Here is a 17974-nt window from a genome sequence, read left to right as displayed (position 1 = left end):
GCGGGCAGAATTTCATCTGTGATTGTGCCGCCGCAGGACAGGACAGCCGCGGAGGAAGTCCGTATAATGCGCAGCCAAACCTAAGTAAGCCGGAGAGAAACCATGCGTCCAGCAGGCCGACACGTCAACCAGGTGCGTCCCGTCACCCTCACTCGTCACTACACCAAACATGCCGAAGGCTCGGTTCTCGTTGAGTTCGGCGAAACCAAAGTGCTGTGCACTGCCACCGTTGACGAAGGCGTACCGCGTTTCCTCAAAGGTCAGGGGCAGGGCTGGGTAACAGCCGAATACGGTATGCTGCCGCGTTCTACTCACAGCCGTATGGCGCGTGAAGCGGCCAAAGGTAAGCAGGGTGGTCGCACGCTGGAGATTCAGCGTCTGATCGCCCGCTCACTGCGTGCTGCAGTGGATTTGCAGGCGCTGGGCGAATACACCATCACGCTGGATTGTGACGTGATTCAGGCTGACGGTGGCACGCGCACCGCGTCCATTACCGGTGCCTGTGTGGCATTGGCTGATGCGCTGAATAAGCTGGTGGCCGATGGCAAACTGAAAGCCAGCCCGTTAAAAGGCATGGTTGCCGCCATTTCTGTTGGCATCGTTGAAGGCGAAGCCCGTTGCGATCTTGAGTACGTGGAAGACTCCGCCGCTGAGACCGATATGAACGTGGTGATGCTGGAAGATGGCCGCATGATTGAAGTGCAGGGCACCGCAGAAGGCGAGCCATTCAGTCATGAAGAGTTGCTGGAGTTGCTGGCGCTGGCGCGCGGCGGGATTGAGCAGCTGATTCAGACGCAGAAAGCGGCGTTAGCAGATTGATGTAACAGGCGACCACAGAGTCGCCTTTTCTTTATTTGAGGAGTGAGAAATGAAAGCCTGGCAGCGTCAGTTTATTGAGTTCGCCCTGAACAAAGGGGTATTGAAGTTTGGTGAGTTCACCCTGAAATCGGGGCGCAAAAGTCCTTATTTCTTCAATGCCGGTCTGTTTAATACCGGGCGCGATTTGGCGTTATTAGGCCGTTTTTACGCTCAGGCGCTGGTGGACGGTGGGGTTGATTTTGACCTGCTGTTTGGCCCGGCCTACAAAGGCATCCCGATTGCCACGACCACGGCCGTCGCGCTGGCCGATCACCATGACCGCGATGTGCCTTACTGCTTTAACCGCAAAGAGGCGAAAGATCACGGCGAAGGTGGTTTGTTGGTTGGTAGCCCGTTGCAGGGGAAAGTGATGCTGGTGGATGACGTTATCACCGCCGGTACCGCGATTCGTGAATCCATGGATATCATCAATGCTCACAACGCCACCCTGGCTGGCGTGCTGATTTCCCTTGATCGCCAGGAGCGAGGCCGCAGCGATATCTCCGCGATTCAGGAAGTGGAACGCGATTATGGCTGTAAGGTGACGGCGATTATTACTCTGGCCGAGTTAATTGATTATCTGGAAGAGAAACCGGAGATGGCGGACCACCTGGCGAAGGTGCGTGCGTATCGTAAAGAGTATGGGATTTAATGACTAACGGCGCGATTTATCGCGCCGTTACAATATAAGCCCGGTTATACCAGTTGCGCCGCCAGCAACGGCCAGCGGATATCAAAATCCGCCGTGGGACGATAGCGAAATTCAGAGCGAACATAGCGCGACAGCAACCCTTCGCAAAAGGCCAGTAGCTGGCTGGCAAGCAGGGTTTCATCGGTCTGGAAGCCCTCGCCATCACGCATCTTCTTCTCTTTCATCACCTGACGCAGCTGCACTTCAATACGTTCGAACAGCTGATTGATGCGCCCCTGCAGGCGATCCTGTTCGAACATCAGCGCATGGCCCGTCAGAATACGCGTCAGCCCTGGATTACGCTCACCAAATCCCAGAATCAGTTGCACGATTAAACGCAGGCGTGCTTCTGTTTCTTTTTCATCTTTCAGGATCAGATTGATGCGCGTAATCAGGCTGTCTTCAATAAACTCGATCAGGCTGTCAAACATACGCGTTTTGCTGGGAAAGTGACGATAAAGCGCCGCTTCAGAAACGCCTACATTCGCCGCCAGTTTCGCGGTGGTGATACGCTGGCTGCCATCGCTTGACTCCAGCATTTGCGCCAGTGCCTGCAAAATTTCTTCGCGTCGGTTCCGTTTCGCGACCTTTTTTTCTGCCATGACCTTCAAGACCCCTGAAATTCACCAAAAACAGGCAACACTCACACTTCTGCCCGGTGTCCAGTGCACACAGAGCGGAAAAGAAAAAGGGCAGAGGCGTGAGCGAAAAGCGCGTGTTACTGACGGCCAGAGTGACCGAAGCCGCCCGCGCCACGCACGCTGGCGTCAAAATCTTCCACCAGATTGAATTCAGCCTGAACCACGGGCACGAATACCAGCTGGGCCAGACGGTCGCCCGGCTGGAGAGTGAAGCTTTCCTGACCACGGTTCCATACCGAAACCATCAGTTGCCCCTGGTAATCTGAGTCGATCAGACCGACCAGGTTACCCAGCACGATGCCATGCTTATGACCGAGGCCGGAGCGCGGCAGAATCACTGCGGCAAGGCTGGGATCGCCAATATGGATGGCGAGGCCGGTTGGCACCAGCACGGTGCTGCCTGGGGTGATTTCCAGCGCTTCATCCAGACAGGCGCGTAAATCCAGTCCGGCTGAACCCGAGGTTGCATAAGTTGGCAGTGGAAACTCGGTTCCCACACGCGCATCAAGAATCTTAACGTCGATTTTTTTCATCATAACGGCTGACAATCTCGTCTAATAATTGTTGGCCAAGGAGCGTCTTATCACTGAGCGGTAAGACTTTCTCTCCTTCCTGCCAAAAAAGGTGAAGAGCATTGGTGTCGCTATTGAACCCCTGGCCCGCTTTTGCCACATCGTTGGCGCAAATCAGGTCGAGATTTTTTCGTACCCGTTTTTGCCGCGCGTATTCTTCCACATTACGGGTTTCGGCGGCAAACCCGACGACATAAGGTCGCCCTGTTTTGAGTGCTGCCACACCGGCCACGATGTCGGGGTTCTTCACCAGTTGCAGCGTGACGTTATCATCGCCACCCTGTTTTTTGATTTTCTCCGCGGCAATATTTGCCGCCCGGTAGTCTGCCACGGCTGCGCTGGCAATGAAAATATGTTGTTGGCTGATTTGCGCCATCACCGCCGCTTCCATCTCCTGAGCGGTGGTGACATCAACACGTTGCACCCATGCCGGCGTCGGCAGCGTAACCGGTCCGGCCACCAGCGTCACTTTCGCGCCACGTTTTGCCGCTGCGGCAGCAATGGCAAAACCCATTTTGCCCGAGCTGTGATTGGTGATGTAGCGTACCGGATCCAGCGCCTCACGGGTCGGGCCGGCGGTGATCATAATGTTGAGATGTTGCAGATCGTTGACGGGCGACGCCCATTCCAGCGCATGTGCCACAATGGCCAACGGGTCGAGCATGCGACCAGGGCCGATATCGCCACAAGCCTGGCTGCCGCTGTCTGGCCCCCAAATCAGTACGCCACGCGCATGCAGACGTTGCAGATTCTCCTGAGTCACGGCAGCGCGATACATTTGCTGGTTCATGGCGGGTACCACCGCGATGGGGGCCGCCGTCGCCAGACAGGTGGTGGTGACCAGGTCATTAGCCATGCCTGCGGTAACGCGGGCAATCAGATCGGCGGTGGCGGGGGCCAGCACAATCAGGTCTGCCCATTTTGCCAGCTCGATATGGCCCATCGCGGCCTCAGCCGCCGGGTCGAGCAGATCGTCAAACACCGGATAACCGGACACCGCTTGCAGGCTGAGTGGCGTGATAAAGGCTTTGGCCGCCTCCGTCATCATCACACGCACATCGGCACCGCGATCGCGCAAGCGTCGCACCAATTCCGGCGCTTTATAAGCGGCGATGCCGCCACTGACCCCCAGCAGAATTTTCTTTCCAGCTAATCCCGTCATTTTAATCGCCTCAACTCAAAGCAGGTTGCCGTGGCCCGGCACGACAGATGCAGCAACTTTACCACAAAATCGCCAGGTCCCCTTTTCCACTGCCTGCGGCCTTTGCGAGGCGGCTCTGAAAACGTCTTTAACTCTCTGGTTTTCATTGTGCCAGGCAAGCAGGATAGTCGCTATGCAGGGGAGAGGAGGTGAAAATGGAACTGGCACCACGAGAGAAGCTGGCGTTACATGGGGCTGAAGCATTAGATGATGAGGAACTGCTGGCGATTTTTTTGCGTACCGGTTCATGTGGCGTCAGCGTGATGCTGCTGGCGCGGCAGATGCTGAATGAATTTGGCTCTTTGTACGGCATAATGAGTGCCAGCAAAGAGGAGATAGCAGGTGTTAAGGGTGTTGGTATGGCCAAGATGGCGCAGCTTCAGGCAGTGGCTGAGACGGCCAGGCGTTTTTTTGCCAGCCAGCTGGCGCGTGAAAATGTGATGGATAATCCTCAGGTCACGCATCACTATCTGCAAAGTGTGCTGGCACATCAGGAACGAGAAATCTTTATGGTACTTTTTCTCGATAATCAGCACCGTGTATTGCAGGCGCAGAAAATGTTTTCCGGTTCGATAAGCAGCGTTGAAGTCCATCCTCGCGAAATTGTACGTGAGGCGCTAAAACTCAACGCGGCTGCGGTGATTCTGGCGCATAATCACCCCTCAGGTTCTGCCGAACCCAGCCGGGCTGACCGTGAAATTACCGAAAGAATCACCAGAGCGTGTTCGTTGCTGAATATCCGATTGCTTGATCATCTGGTGATCGGTCACGGCGAGTTTATCTCTTTTGCTGAGCGTGGCTGGCTGTAATTTTGGGCGCTAAACTTGAAGAAACGGTGTGTTTTTACCCGATCCAGAGGGATCTTTATTTGTTCGGGACTTGAGCACCAGCGCTGACCGGCGTATACTACGCCACCTTTGAGAATCTCGGGTTTGGCGTTTGGGCCAGCTTAGCGGGTTCACATGGAACTCGCCTGGGCGGGCTAAGGCCTGACGAGGCGGCCAAAACCTATGTTTTTAAAGCTCGAGCTGATTTGATTTTTGGAGAATAGACATGTCACGAGTCTGCCAGGTAACTGGAAAGCGTCCGGTGACCGGTAACAACCGTTCCCACGCATTGAACGCGACGAAACGCCGTTTCCTGCCGAACCTGCACTCACACCGTTTCTGGGTTGAGAGCGAGAAGCGCTTCGTTACTCTGCGTGTATCTGCTAAAGGTATGCGTGTTATTGATAAGAAGGGCATCGATACGGTTCTGGCCGAAATCCGCGCCCGTGGTGAGAAGTACTAAGGAACTGAATCATGGCTAAAGGTATTCGTGAGAAGATCAAGCTGGTTTCCTCTGCTGGTACAGGTCACTTCTATACCACCACGAAGAACAAACGTACTAAACCTGAGAAACTGGAACTGAAAAAGTTCGATCCGGTTGTACGTCAGCACGTGATCTACAAAGAAGCTAAAATTAAGTAATTTTAGTGTTCTGCGAAAAACCCGGCTTCGGCCGGGTTTTTTGTTTCTGCGGTTCGTTGAGGAGATGAGATGCCTGAATTACCAGAGGTAGAAACCAGCCGACGCGGTATCGAGCCCCACATGGTGGGCGAAACCATTCTGCACGCCGTCGTACGCAATTCCCGTCTGCGCTGGCCGGTTTCCAGTGAAATCCATGCGCTGAGCGACCAGCCGGTTCTGAGCGTGCAGCGTCGCGCGAAATATCTGCTGCTGGAGTTGCCCACAGGCTGGATCATCATTCACCTCGGCATGTCCGGTAGCCTGCGTATGTTGCCTGGCGAAATGCCCGCAGCGAAACATGACCACGTTGATTTGGTGATGAGCAACGGCAAAGTGCTGCGCTACACCGATCCACGCCGTTTTGGTGCCTGGCTGTGGAGTAACGACTTAGCGGGCAGCAGTGTACTAGCGCATCTCGGTCCTGAACCGCTGAGCGATGATTTTGATGGCGACTATCTGTTTGAAAAATCGCGCGGCAAACGCACGGTGATTAAGCAGTGGCTGATGGATAACAAAGTAGTGGTGGGCGTCGGTAATATTTACGCCAGCGAATCGTTGTTCACTGCCGGGATCATTCCCGATCGTCCGGCCATGAGTCTGAGCAAAGAAGAAGCCATGCTGCTGGCAAATACCATTAAGGCTGTGCTGCTGCGTTCGATTGAACAGGGCGGCACCACGCTGCGTGATTTTCTGCAAACCGACGGTAAGCCCGGTTATTTTGCTCAGGAATTACAGGTATATGGTCGGGCTGGCGAGCCATGCCGTGTCTGTGGCACGCCAATCGTCAGTGGGAAGCATGGGCAACGCAGCACCTTCTGGTGTCCGCGCTGCCAGCATTAAGGCTGCGCCAGCTTGCTGAGCAGCGCCTGATGGACCACGGCAGGCAGAAATGCCTGCACATCCCCCTGGTGACGCGCCACTTCTTTGACCAGCGAAGAAGAGACAAACGAGAACCCTTCCGACGGCATCAAAAACACGCTTTCGAGGGTGGGGAGCAGATGGCGATTCATTTGCGCCAGCTGTAGCTCATATTCGAAATCAGACACCGCTCGCAGACCACGTACCAGCACGTTAGCCTGCTGCGCTTTGGCAAAGTTTGCCATCAGGTCGCTGAAACCAATCACCTCAACATTACCCAGATGAGCCGTGACCTGGCGTGCCATATCAACACGCTCATCAAGGCTGAACAGCGGTTTTTTACTCGGGCTGGCGGCAATCGCGACCACGATGTGGTCAAACATCTGTGCTGCGCGCGTGACAATATCCATATGGCCGAGAGTAAAGGGATCGAAAGTGCCGGGGTAAATCGCTTTGGTGCTCATACGCGGCCTTGTGTTGAGGTGTGATGCAGCGCCCAGAGCGCCGAATATTTGTTGAAGGTGTACTGTGCGTTGACCACCGCCAGAATCCAGCCTTGTTTACCATCAAGGAAACCTGCACGCAGCAGCAGGGTTTTCAGGAAGGCGCCCAATGTATGGCTAAAGATGGAGAACAGCCCGCACCGTTTACCACGCTGAAAACGCTCCTGCGCCCAGGCTTCGGCATAATTCAGCTGCTTACGCTGGAACGCCACCAAATCGCGGCAGGTGAGATGCTGTAAATCACCCGGCAGGACGACCACGGGTGCGCCCTGGGTTTCCAGCGACTCATGCACCAGATTGTCGTTGTAGCTCAGATGGCGTGGATAGAGACGCATCACGCGATCCGGATACCAGCCGCTATGGCGCATAAAACGCCCAAGAAACAGGTTGCTGCGGCTCAGGCTATAAACGGTGTTTGCCGGAGGTTGTTGCAGAACCTGCTCGATAGCACTGCGCAGCGGCGCGGTGACACGCTCATCGGCATCGATCATCAGAATCATATCGCCGCTGGCTTTCGCCTGTGCACGCTGACGTTGTTTGCCAAACCCGGCCCAGGCTTCGGCCTGATAAACCTGCGCACCGTGCTGGCGGGCGACGTCTGGGGTCGCATCATGGCTACCGGAATCCAGCACAATGATCTCATCCGCCCAGCTAACGGAGGCCAATGCCTCCGGCAGCAATGCAGCTTCATTTTTAGCGATCATTACCACGGAGAGGCGTTGGCGTTGCGACATTAGTGGGCTCGCGGCGGTAAATGGGGTTCGAGTAACTGTAGCAGACGCTGTAATGCGCCCTGGTTTTGGTGCAGCACTTCCACCGCGTGGCGGCCATAATAACGGCGGTAGTCATCATCCTGTAGCAGGTTGGCGACCTCTTTCTCCAGCGACACGACATCAGTAACCGTAATCAGCCCCTCGGCCTGTTGCAGCCTGGCGCAGATATCTTTGAAGTTCCAGATGTGCGGACCCATCAGGACCGGAATAGCGTGAGCAGCGGGTTCGAGTGGATTATGCCCGCCACGTTCCACCAGGCTGCCGCCAACAAAGGCCAGATCGGCAATGCCATACAACAGCATCAGTTCACCCATGGTATCGCCAATCACCACCTGGGTAGCGCTGGATGGGATTTCGCCGCTGCTGCGCAACGTAAAGCTGAAACCGCGTTTTTGCGTCAGTTCACAGGCATCTTTAAAACGTTCCGGATGACGTGGCACCAGAATCAGTAGCAAATCAGGGAACTGCGCCAGCAGACGGCGATGTGCATCAAGCACAATCGCTTCTTCACCATCGTGGGTGCTGGTGGCGATCCACACCGGACGACGCGGTGCCCACTGACGACGCAGTGTGACAGCTTTGGCAGCCAGTTCTGGTGTGACGGAAATATCAAACTTTAGGCTACCGGTCACCGCGAGATGCGAGCGCTTCAACCCAAGGCTGAGAAAACGGTCACCATCTTCTTCATTCTGCGCAGCAATCAGCGTGATACTTTGCAGCAGGTCGCGCATAAAGCCACCCAGCTTCTTGTAGCCTTTGGCGGAACGTTCGGACAGACGTGCGTTGGCAATCACCAGCGGAATCTGGCGCTGATGCAGAATACGAATAATGTTCGGCCACAGCTCGGTTTCCATGATGATCACCAGCCGTGGGTTGATCGTATCAAGGAAGCGATTGATGGCACCCGGCAGGTCGTACGGCAGGTAGACGTGATGCACGTCTTTACCAAATGCCGATTGTGCGCGCTCTGAACCCGTCGGGGTCATGGTGGTGACGGTGATCGGCAGGGTCGGATAGCGGTGACGCAGCGCACGCACCAGCGGAACGGCGGCGAGGGTTTCTCCCACCGAGACGGAATGCAGCACAATACCGTTCGGCTCGACCTTGCCACTGCAATAGCCATAGCGTTCCGCCCAGCGCTTACGATAGGCCGGGGCTTTTCGACCGCGCAGCCACAGGCGCAGCCAGATAAAAGGCTGGATCAGATAGAGCAGGGCTGTGTATAGAGTCGTCATAGTTATCGTTACGACAGGTTCGCGTCAAAAAGCATAAGAAATCAAGATGGCGGCATGTTATCAGAAACCGGGTGCCTGCTCATACCACTTCATCAAACCGGCTGTAACACTTGCTGATAAAGCGAGGTCAACGCCTGTGCCAGACGTTTTGGACCATAAGGTTCAATTCTGCGGCGTGCGGCCTCACCCAGCGCGGAATTCTGCGAAAGGGAAGGTATCGCCAGCACCGCCTCATTTAATGCCTTGATATCCAAAGCATCACAGACGAAGCCTTCCTGACCTGCTTGGATAAATTCGGCACCACCGCAGCCGGTGCTGGTAATCACCGCCAGGCCACAGGCCATCGCTTCCAGCACCACATTCGGAAAAGGGTCATAGAGCGTTGGCAACAACAGCGCATCGGCGGCATGGTAAAACGGCTGCACATCCTGCTGCACACCAACAAAACGCAAACGATCGAGACAGTTCAGCTGATTCGCCAGCTGTTGATACCGCGTCAGCTGTTTGTCCTGGCCGACCACAATCAGGTAGCGATCGCTACGTGCGACAGCCTCAATCGCTGCCTTTAACCCTTTGCGTTCAAAACCGGAGCCGACGTAAATCATCACCGTGGCATCTTGCGGCAGATTCAGCTGCTGGCGTGATGCGTGACGTTGCGCTTCGGTCGCGGGCTGAAAGCGCTGGCTATCAATCGCGTTGTGAATGACATGAATCTTGCGGGCATCCAGCGTGAAGCAACGCAAAATGTCCTGCTTCACCATCTCCGAGTTACAAATCACCGCCTTTAGCGACGGTGCATTGAACATCTCACTTTCCGCCTGTAACACATAACGATGATAGGGGCTTAACGTGGCGCTCAGCCGCTGCCAGCCTGAGACGATGCGCGCCCGCTGCTCCAGCCAGACACGGTGTACGCCATCCCCGGCGCGAAAGATATCGCATCCGGCAATGCGCTCATGGCTTTGCACAATATCAAACTTTTCCCGCTCCCAGCAGGCTCGTGCCGCCCGGGCAAAGCCCCGCTCGCGTGAAATCCGCCCGAATTTTGCCGGATTACAAATATGCAGATGCCATGCCGGATTGGGCGTACCTTGCCAGCTGCGGGTGATGATATTCAGATCGAGTTGTTCACTGTCGAGGGCTTCCAGCGCGCGTGAGATAAAACGCTCGGCACCGCCATCCGGACGATACTTCTGGCGGACAATCGCCAGGCGTAACTTAGTCATGCAAAAAGCTCCTTGCGGCGGCGACGACATCAGCAACCGGGATCGCCGACAAATAGCGCTGGTCGGTTTTGGTATTGATCGAGTCAGGGTCAGGCAGGGGGCCATAATCACCGGCCCAGATGACGCGATTGTTATTACCCCAGGGACGCCAGAACTGCAATTTCGTCGGACCAAACAGCGCCAGGCAGGGCGTCTGTAGCGCCGCAGCCATATGCATTGGCGCAGAATCGACGCCAATAAACAGCCGGGCACCCGCGATTAACGCAGCCAGCTGAGGTAAAGAGAACTGGCCAGCCAGCGACACGATGTTGTCGTTCTGACACAGCGACTGAATACGTTCAATCATCGCCAGCTCTTTTTTATCCGGTGCAGCGGTTAGCACGATGGTGTGGCCGTCAGCAGCCAGCGTGTCGACCATCTGAGCGACTTTCTCATCATCCCAGCATTTGAATTCCCAGCGAGAAGTGGGCTGTACCACCACATAAGACGCGCTGACCTGATGCTGAGCCAGCATCTGCTGCACTTTTTGCTGGTCGGCGGCGCTGAAATGCATCGAGGCTGTAGCGCCTGCGGAATTGATGCCGAGCGGAGCCAGCGCCGACATATTCTGTTCTACGGTGTGTAATGTGCCGTGGTCGGCGGTGCTGACCAGCTGGTTATGGCACCAGCGCCAGAATGCATTATCGCGTTTGTTAAAGGCGAAACCGATGCGTACCGGAGCGCCGGAAAAAGCGGTGATGATGGCACTGCGCCACTGATCGGCGAGATTGATCACCAGGTCATAATGACAGGTCCGTACCGCTGAAATCAGCGCCATCTCATGGCGTAACTTCTGCCATCCGCCCTCTTTTTTCCAGTTACGATCGATAATATGCAGCTGACGTATGGCGGGGTGCGCTTCCAGCATCGGGCGCGTTTCTTTGTAGAGCAGAACGTCGATGTTGGCCTGCGGATAACGCTGCCGGAGAGCATTAATCGCAGGGGTGGTCAGCAGCATATCACCATGATGGCGCAGCTTAATTAGCAGAATGTTTTGGGGTGCAAAGTGGTCTGGAATCGGGCTTGCCATACTCAAATGATCTCAGAATTCAGTGAGCTGATTGTAGGGCAAACCCCCCAGGGGTGAAAGTCAGGCGCGGCGCTTATTTCTCTCGCCAGCGATAAATACGGCTCAGCCACAACAACAGTTGATACCATTGTTTTATGCCGCGCGCATTGCGCAACATCCGTTTGTGCGTTTGGGTGGCGAAGAGGTCATGAATAATTGCCTGACGTGCACTCGCTTCTGGCTCGCGCCTGATGCTATGGCAGACGCTCAGTGCTTCATGGGTGATCTGATAATGAAACGCCGGGTAGATTCTCACCTTATGCTGGTAACGCGCATTGATCTCCTCCAGCATCCTGGCAATTTTCAGGTAGTGACGTTGATAAGCCACATTGCGTTCACCGGTACGTTTACGATTGCTGATTGAGGCATCGTGCATGTAATAGCGGTACAACACCTGGTCGGTGTAGCGCACCCGCTGGGCGTTCAGCATAAATTCGGTGGTCCAGGGAATGTCCTGATGATGCAGGCCAGGTTCAAAAGTAAGCTGTTGTTGTTCGATTATTGCGCGGCGATAGATACCCAACCACACCACATGCAAATAACGATGGGTGTTCAGCGCCTTGCTGAGCCACTCCGGGCCGCTGAGTACCCCGGTGCTGGTCAGGCGGTCAAGCGGAATCAGTGGTTTGGTTTTCTGGCTGGTCTGAAAAAAACGTACGGCGTTACATTGGGCAGCATCAAGATTATCCTGTTCCGCCATCTCCACTAATGTCTGATACATCGTCGGATCCATGGTGTCATCAGCATCGGGAAAGGTGACATATTTACCGCGTGCAATAGCCAGCCCGGCATTACGGGCGCGTGATACGCCACCATTAGGTTGATGAATCACGCTGATATGCGGGTGCTGCTGTGCATAAGTCTCTGCACGCTCCCCGGAACCATCAGTCGAACCATCGTTGACAATAATGATCTCCAGACTGGTCAGAGTCTGGGCCAGCAGCGATTGTATAAACGTTTCCAGCATCTCACCGGCGTTATACATCGGGGTGATGATGGAAAGGACAGGGTTGTTTAGCGACATTGTTCGGTATTGTTTTAATGAATTATTAACGAAATCCTGACATTAATTATTACCAGGCAATTCAGAACTTATTGCACATTAATGGTCAAAAAGAGTTGGTCCCGAGGGTTTTCAGCATTTTGCGATCATTTCAGGGCCAATTTTCCGGGCGAAAGCAAGTTAACTCTGGGCAGTAACATGAAGAATATTTTAGTTATCAGGCGTGACAACATTGGCGACATGGTGTGCACAACGCCATTGCTGGAGGGTCTGAAGCAGGCCTTTCCCGACGCTAAACTGACCTTGCTGGTGAATAAAATCGCCGAGGATGTGGTGGACCATAATCCCAACGTTGACCGGTTATTTGTGTATAAAAAGGCGAAACATCGCGGCAAAAACGAAACGACGCTGGGCGTATACTGGCAACGCGTCAAAATCATGCTCGCCTTGCGTAAAACCCGTTTCGACGCCACGATCCTGGCAAACCCGGTGCCCTGCAAATACAGCCTGCGGCTGGCTAAAATGGCCGGTGCGCACAATATTATCGGTGCCGCCCAGGCGGATGCCGTGCTGGATCATCCTTTCCAGAAACAGGACTTTCATGGTACTCACCAGGTGGAACACACCTATTCCTACCTTTCCGCGTTAACCCAGGACGCGCCTGAAGTGCCACAGGTGAACCTTTATCTTTCTGATGCGGAACGCGCACAGGCAAGCGCGCGGGTGGCGCAATTGCTGCCTGGTGCGGGCAAAACCTACGGCGTGCACATCAGCAGTCGTAGCCCGAAACGACGCTGGCCTGTCGCTGCCTACGCAACCTTTATTCGTCAGTTGCTGGAAGATGAGCAGGCACGCGTGCTGCTGTTCTGGTCCCCGCAGGGGGCGCTGGATCCCAACGATAAAGGTGATGCTGCACGGGCTGATGAGCTGATGCAAATGGTGGATTCCCCGCGACTGGCACGTTATGCCACGGCTTCGATTCGTGAATTGATCGCTGGGTTTGATGGTTGTGAGCAAATTTTATGCAGCGATGGCGGCCAGATGCACATCGCGGCTGGATTGCATAAAAAGCAGGTGGTGTTTTTTGGCGATACCAACGCACAAATCTGGCATCCGTGGTCGGGTGAGTATGAAATCATGCAGACCGCTTCGGGCGAATGCAGTGATATCTCGCCGGAAACGGTCTGGCAGGCCTGGCAGCGCCTCGCGCTGCGTTAACGGGCGGCTAGATCGACATACTGACGGCTGATGGCCGTCACGTCGTACAGGCTGAGTGCCTGTTCATTAATTGCCGGTAAATGGTCGTAAACCTCGACCATTTTACTGGCCAGTGCCTGAGCATCGATCGGCGTCAGCATATCCGCCATCCCCGCTTTCACCAGAATCTCTTCCGGGCCACCCGGGCAGCGCGTACTGATCACCGGTGTGCCGCAAATCAGCGATTCAACAATCACGTTGCCAAAGCCTTCGCTGTCAGAACTCATCACCATCAGACGCGCATGTTTGATGTACGGGAAAGGGTTGGACTGAAAACCAAGGAACAGTACGCGATCGGCGATATTCAGTTTCTGCGCCAGTTGTTTGGCGGCGGCAATACGTTCTTCCGTACCGGTGCCCAGCAGCACCAGTTTTGCCCGGTCAGCAAGGCCTGATTGGGCAAAGGCTTCCAGCAGACGGTCCTGACGTTTTTGCGGGTGAATACGCGCTACGTTGATCAGATAGTCAGTACCTGCCAGATCACAGGGTTCATCCGCGCGCTGGCGCAGTGCCTGTAAATCGAAGGGGTTGTTAATCACTGCGGTTTTTGCGGTGCGTACCCCCATCACATCCACCAGGTCGTCCAGCACGGCCTGGGAAACGGCGGTGATATTGCGGCCATGGTAAATGCTCGCCATCTTCTGTTTTTTGAACCAGTAATTCAGCCCCTTACGATGGCCGAGATAGGTTGATGACAACACACCATGAATGCAGAACCATAAACGTGAACGATCGATGGCCTGGCTACGCGCCACAATGCGGTCGGTTTTATGCAGGTTGGAGATGATCAGGTCATATTTGCCGTTTTGCGCTTCATCCTGGCGTAAAACGTCATCCAGTTTTCTGGCGCGGCGTGACAACTCAGTCAGCTTACGCCACGGGGCTTTGCTGTGCTGGGTGACGACGCGGTACTCGACACCTTCCGGCAGGGCATAGGCGCAGGTTTCAGCCAGCGAGTAGAGGGTGACATGATGCCCCATTTTATGAATCGATTCGCTAAGGGTCAGCACCACTTTCTCTGCGCCGCCGCCCGGTAAACCATCAATAATCATTAAAATGCGCATGTCACATCCAGACTGAATTGCTAAGTGAAGCGCCCTTTATACCGTTTAGGACGGCAGGGCGCTATCGCTGGTGATAATTAATCCCAGCTCAGTATCACTTTGCCTGAGTGGCCGGAACGCATCTCATCAAAGCCCTGCTGGAAGTCGTCAATAGGGAAACGATGAGTGATGATGGGTGTCAGATCGAGGCCGGATTGGATCAGTGCTGCCATTTTGTACCAGGTTTCAAACATCTCACGACCGTAGATCCCTTTGATAAACAGCCCCTTGAAAATCACCAGGTTCCAGTCAATCGCCATCTCCCCCGGCGGGATACCGAGCAGCGCGATACGGCCACCGTGGTTCATTACGTCCAGCAGACTGCGAAAGGCAGGTGGTGCGCCAGACATCTCCAGCCCGACATCGAAGCCTTCGGTCATCCCCAGTGAGGCCATCACTTCATGCAGATTCTCCTGTGCCACATTTACTGCGCGCGTCACGCCCATGTTACGCGCCAGGCCGAGGCGATATTCGTTGATGTCGGTGATCACCACATTGCGTGCGCCGACATGCTTACACACGGCGGCAGCCATGATGCCTATCGGACCCGCACCGGAAATCAGCACATCTTCGCCCACCAGATCAAACGACAGTGCGGTATGCACCGCATTGCCGAAGGGATCGAAAATGGCCGCCAGCTCGTCGGAGATGTTGTCCGGGATTTTAAAGGCATTGAAGGCCGGAATGACCAGATACTCGGCGAAGCATCCCTGACGATTAACACCCACGCCGACGGTATTGCGGCACAGATGGGTGCGTCCGGCACGGCAGTTACGGCAGTGACCGCAGGTGATATGACCTTCGCCCGAGACGCGGTCGCCGATGGAGAAACCTTTCACTTCCTGCCCGATGGCCACCACTTCGCCAACGTATTCGTGGCCTGTGATCATCGGTACCGGGATGGTTTTCCGTGACCAGTCATCCCAGTTGTAGATATGGATATCGGTACCGCAAATCGCGGTTTTGCGGATTTTTATCAGCAGGTCGTTATGGCCAGGTTCCGGAATCGGCGCATCGGTCACCATCCAGATGCCTTCTTCCGCTTTTAATTTCGCGAGTGCTTTCATTCCCGGCTCCTCAGGCGATCACGCCCAGCTGCTGACCAATACGGGTAAAGGCCGCTACCGCATGCTCCAGCTGTGCCTGGGTATGGCCGGCAGAAATCTGGGTACGAATACGTGCCTGGCCTTTGGGTACGACCGGATAGAAGAAGCCAGTCACGTAAATGCCTTCGCGTTGCAACAGGCTGGCAAACTCCTGTGCCACCTTCGCATCGCCAAGCATCACCGGAATGATGGCGTGATCGGCACCCGCCAGGGTAAACCCGGCGGCGGTCATTTGTTCGCGGAAATAGCGCGCGTTTTCCCACAGACGCTGGCGCAGGCCATCGCCTTCACTCAGCATTTCCAGCACCCGCAGCGAAGCTGCCACTATCGCCGGGGCCAATGAGTTAGAGAACAGATAAGGGCGTGAACGCTGACGCAGCCACTCCACCACCTCTTGTTTCGCGGCGACATAACCGCCTGATGCGCCGCCCAGTGCTTTGCCCAAGGTGCCGGTCAGAATGTCGATGCGATCCATCACGTGGCAATACTCATGGGTGCCACGCCCACAGGCACCGACAAAACCGACGGCGTGTGAATCATCGACCATTACCAGCGCATCAAACTCATCCGCCAGGTCGCAAATCCCCTGCAGGTTGGCAATCACGCCATCCATTGAAAACACGCCATCGGTGGCGATCAGGATATGGCGTGCGCCCTTGTCCCGCGCTTCCTGCAGGCGTGCACGTAATTCGTTCATATCATTGTTGGCATAGCGATAACGCTGCGCTTTGCACAGGCGAACGCCATCAATGATCGACGCGTGATTGAGCGCATCGGAGATGATGGCATCTTCCGCGCCGAGCAGCGTCTCAAACAGGCCACCGTTGGCATCAAAACAGGAGGAGAACAGGATGGCGTCTTCCATACCAAGGAAATCGGCCAGTTTGCGTTCCAGCTGCTGGTGGATATCCTGGGTACCACAGATAAAGCGCACTGAGGCCATGCCGAAACCGTGGGAATCCATCCCTTCTTTAGCCGCCTGAACCAGCGTCGGATGGTTCGCCAGACCAAGATAGTTATTGGCGCAAAAATTGATGACCGTCTGACCCTGAGCAACGCTGATTTCCGCCTGCTGTGGCGAGGTAATGGTTCGTTCCTGTTTGAACAATCCTTCCTGGCGTGTTGTCTCAAGTTGCTGCTGGATTTGCGAATAGAATTGATCGGACATGATTCTGCTCCTCAGATAGCAAAACTTTGGCACATATTACTGATCGAAAAGCGGTTTAACGACGTTTCAGCCAATGAAATCTCCGTTTTGCAGCATAGTTCACGCTGCGGGTGGGAAATATGCCGGGCTTACGGAGTCATCTGGCTGTCTGGTGCGGGCTGAAATGTTATGATGATAGATATCCGTGGGTGAAACCTCCTGTTTCCCCCAACTGTTTAAAGGCAAAGCACATGATTATCGTAACGGGTGGCGCTGGCATGATTGGCAGCAACATCGTCAAGGCGTTGAACGATCGCGGTCATACCGACATTCTGGTAGTGGATAATCTGAAGGATGGCACCAAGTTCGTGAATCTGGCGGATCTGGACATCTCTGATTACATGGATAAAGAGGAATTCCTCAGCTACATCATGTCCGGTGAAGATCTGGGGCCGATCGAAGCGGTATTCCATGAAGGTGCCTGCTCGTCCACCACCGAGTGGGATGGCAAATACATGATGGATAACAACTATCAGTATTCCAAAGATCTGCTGCACTTCTGCCTCGATCGTGAAATTCCGTTCCTGTATGCCTCTTCCGCAGCCACCTACGGCGGCCGCAATGACAACTTCATCGAAGAACGTCAGTACGAGCAGCCACTGAATGTTTATGGCTACTCCAAAATGTTGTTCGACCATTATGTGCGCCAGATTCTGCCGGAAGCGGACTCACCGGTATGTGGTTTCCGTTACTTTAACGTCTACGGTCCACGTGAAGGCCATAAAGGCAGCATGGCGAGCGTGGCTTTCCATCTCAACACGCAAATCAGCAATGGCGAAAACCCTAAGCTGTTTGAAGGCAGTGACGATTTCCGTCGCGACTTTATCCACGTTGATGACGTTGCCGCCGTGAATCTGTGGTGCTGGGAAAACGGTATCTCCGGCATTTACAACTGCGGTACCGGTCGTGCGGAATCTTTCCAGGAAGTGGCTGATGCGGTGCTGAAATTCCATCAGCAAGGTGAGATTGAATACATCCCGTTCCCGGACAAGCTGAAAGGCCGTTACCAGGCATATACCCAGGCGGATCTGACTAAACTGCGTGCCGCAGGTTATGACAAACCGTTCAAAACCGTGGCCGTTGGTGTTGCGGAATATATGGCCTGGCTGAACCGTAACGCATAA

The 17974-nt window shown here is 54.7% G+C and carries 20 protein-coding genes; 8 read left to right on the top strand and 12 right to left on the bottom strand.

Annotated features, from left to right (window positions below):
* Positions 1-102 precede the first annotated feature (102 nt).
* Together rph and pyrE are read left to right on the top strand one after the other, a co-directional pair.
* Complete coding sequence (rph, locus tag PW844_RS05095; RefSeq protein ID WP_084877981.1) at positions 103-819, top strand: ribonuclease PH; 717 nt, start codon at positions 103-105, stop codon at positions 817-819.
* Positions 820-868: 49 nt separating this feature from the next.
* Positions 869-1510, top strand: a complete 642-nt coding sequence (gene pyrE / locus PW844_RS05090) for an orotate phosphoribosyltransferase (protein WP_084877978.1) — start codon at positions 869-871, stop codon at positions 1508-1510.
* A gap of 44 nt (positions 1511-1554) precedes the next feature.
* Here the strand turns inward: pyrE and slmA are convergent, their stop codons facing one another.
* The 3 genes from slmA to coaBC form a co-directional block, all read right to left on the bottom strand.
* Positions 1555-2151: a nucleoid occlusion factor SlmA gene (gene slmA, locus PW844_RS05085; protein ID WP_299449075.1), complete on the bottom strand. Its 597-nt coding sequence runs from the start codon at positions 2149-2151 to the stop codon at positions 1555-1557.
* Between the two features lie 116 nt (positions 2152-2267).
* Complete coding sequence (dut, locus tag PW844_RS05080; RefSeq protein WP_299449072.1) at positions 2268-2726, bottom strand: dUTP diphosphatase; 459 nt, start codon at positions 2724-2726, stop codon at positions 2268-2270.
* The gene (gene coaBC / locus PW844_RS05075; RefSeq protein WP_299449069.1) at positions 2704-3924 is read right to left on the bottom strand and encodes a bifunctional phosphopantothenoylcysteine decarboxylase/phosphopantothenate--cysteine ligase CoaBC; all 1221 of its coding nucleotides are present in this window, start codon (positions 3922-3924) and stop codon (positions 2704-2706) included. Before coaBC ends, dut begins: the two co-directional genes overlap by 23 nt.
* Positions 3925-4118: 194 nt before the next feature.
* Between coaBC and radC the strand changes: the two genes are divergently transcribed.
* The 4 genes from radC to mutM all read left to right on the top strand — a co-directional run bounded on the left by radC (position 4119) and on the right by mutM (position 6311).
* Complete coding sequence (radC, locus tag PW844_RS05070; RefSeq protein ID WP_299449066.1) at positions 4119-4772, top strand: DNA repair protein RadC; 654 nt, start codon at positions 4119-4121, stop codon at positions 4770-4772.
* 244 nt (positions 4773-5016) lie between these two features.
* Positions 5017-5253, top strand: a complete 237-nt coding sequence (gene rpmB / locus PW844_RS05065) for a 50S ribosomal protein L28 (protein ID WP_013511031.1) — start codon at positions 5017-5019, stop codon at positions 5251-5253.
* 11 nt (positions 5254-5264) lie between these two features.
* Complete coding sequence (gene rpmG, locus PW844_RS05060) at positions 5265-5432, top strand: 50S ribosomal protein L33 (protein ID WP_001051798.1); 168 nt, start codon at positions 5265-5267, stop codon at positions 5430-5432.
* A gap of 69 nt (positions 5433-5501) precedes the next feature.
* A complete protein-coding gene (mutM, locus tag PW844_RS05055) occupies positions 5502-6311 on the top strand; it encodes a bifunctional DNA-formamidopyrimidine glycosylase/DNA-(apurinic or apyrimidinic site) lyase (protein ID WP_299448556.1) in 810 nt (269 codons plus the stop codon).
* On the opposite strand, the gene coaD is transcribed toward mutM, so the two are convergent.
* The 6 genes from coaD to PW844_RS05025 form a co-directional block, all read right to left on the bottom strand.
* Positions 6308-6793, bottom strand: coding sequence for a pantetheine-phosphate adenylyltransferase (gene coaD / locus PW844_RS05050; protein ID WP_299448554.1), 486 nt, complete (start codon positions 6791-6793; stop codon positions 6308-6310). The two genes, mutM and coaD, sit on opposite strands and share 4 nt — an antisense overlap.
* A complete protein-coding gene (locus tag PW844_RS05045) occupies positions 6790-7566 on the bottom strand; it encodes a glycosyltransferase family 2 protein (protein ID WP_299448552.1) in 777 nt (258 codons plus the stop codon). Before PW844_RS05045 ends, coaD begins: the two co-directional genes overlap by 4 nt.
* The gene (waaA, locus tag PW844_RS05040; protein WP_299448550.1) at positions 7566-8840 is read right to left on the bottom strand and encodes a lipid IV(A) 3-deoxy-D-manno-octulosonic acid transferase; all 1275 of its coding nucleotides are present in this window, start codon (positions 8838-8840) and stop codon (positions 7566-7568) included. Before waaA ends, PW844_RS05045 begins: the two co-directional genes overlap by 1 nt.
* A 92-nt stretch (positions 8841-8932) precedes the next feature.
* Positions 8933-10066, bottom strand: a complete 1134-nt coding sequence (locus PW844_RS05035; protein ID WP_299448548.1) for a glycosyltransferase family 4 protein — start codon at positions 10064-10066, stop codon at positions 8933-8935.
* Entirely contained in the window at positions 10059-11135 is a 1077-nt protein-coding gene (gene rfaQ / locus PW844_RS05030) for a putative lipopolysaccharide heptosyltransferase III (RefSeq protein ID WP_299448546.1), read from the bottom strand. Before rfaQ ends, PW844_RS05035 begins: the two co-directional genes overlap by 8 nt.
* 73 nt (positions 11136-11208) lie before the next feature.
* Positions 11209-12198: a glycosyltransferase gene (locus PW844_RS05025; protein WP_299448544.1), complete on the bottom strand. Its 990-nt coding sequence runs from the start codon at positions 12196-12198 to the stop codon at positions 11209-11211.
* 177 nt (positions 12199-12375) lie between these two features.
* Here PW844_RS05025 and PW844_RS05020 point away from each other — a divergent pair, with 177 nt between their 5' ends.
* Entirely contained in the window at positions 12376-13395 is a 1020-nt protein-coding gene (locus PW844_RS05020; protein ID WP_299448542.1) for a glycosyltransferase family 9 protein, read from the top strand.
* Here PW844_RS05020 and PW844_RS05015 read toward each other — a convergent pair.
* The 3 genes from PW844_RS05015 to PW844_RS05005 all read right to left on the bottom strand — a co-directional run bounded on the left by PW844_RS05015 (position 13392) and on the right by PW844_RS05005 (position 16811).
* Positions 13392-14498, bottom strand: coding sequence for a glycosyltransferase (locus PW844_RS05015; RefSeq protein ID WP_299448540.1), 1107 nt, complete (start codon positions 14496-14498; stop codon positions 13392-13394). The two genes, PW844_RS05020 and PW844_RS05015, sit on opposite strands and share 4 nt — an antisense overlap.
* A gap of 77 nt (positions 14499-14575) precedes the next feature.
* On the bottom strand, positions 14576-15604 hold the full coding sequence (gene tdh / locus PW844_RS05010; RefSeq protein ID WP_299448538.1) for an L-threonine 3-dehydrogenase: 1029 nt from the start codon (positions 15602-15604) through the stop codon (positions 14576-14578).
* 10 nt (positions 15605-15614) lie between these two features.
* On the bottom strand, positions 15615-16811 hold the full coding sequence (locus tag PW844_RS05005) for a glycine C-acetyltransferase (protein ID WP_299448536.1): 1197 nt from the start codon (positions 16809-16811) through the stop codon (positions 15615-15617).
* 230 nt (positions 16812-17041) lie between these two features.
* Here PW844_RS05005 and rfaD point away from each other — a divergent pair, with 230 nt between their 5' ends.
* The gene (rfaD, locus tag PW844_RS05000) at positions 17042-17974 is read left to right on the top strand and encodes an ADP-glyceromanno-heptose 6-epimerase (RefSeq protein ID WP_299448534.1); all 933 of its coding nucleotides are present in this window, start codon (positions 17042-17044) and stop codon (positions 17972-17974) included.

Origin of the sequence: Pantoea sp. (genome assembly GCF_028283705.1) — a bacterium.
GTDB lineage: Bacteria > Pseudomonadota > Gammaproteobacteria > Enterobacterales > Enterobacteriaceae > Pantoea.
Note: the sequence above shows the minus strand (reverse complement) of the source record. Positions and strands in the feature narration are given on the sequence as shown.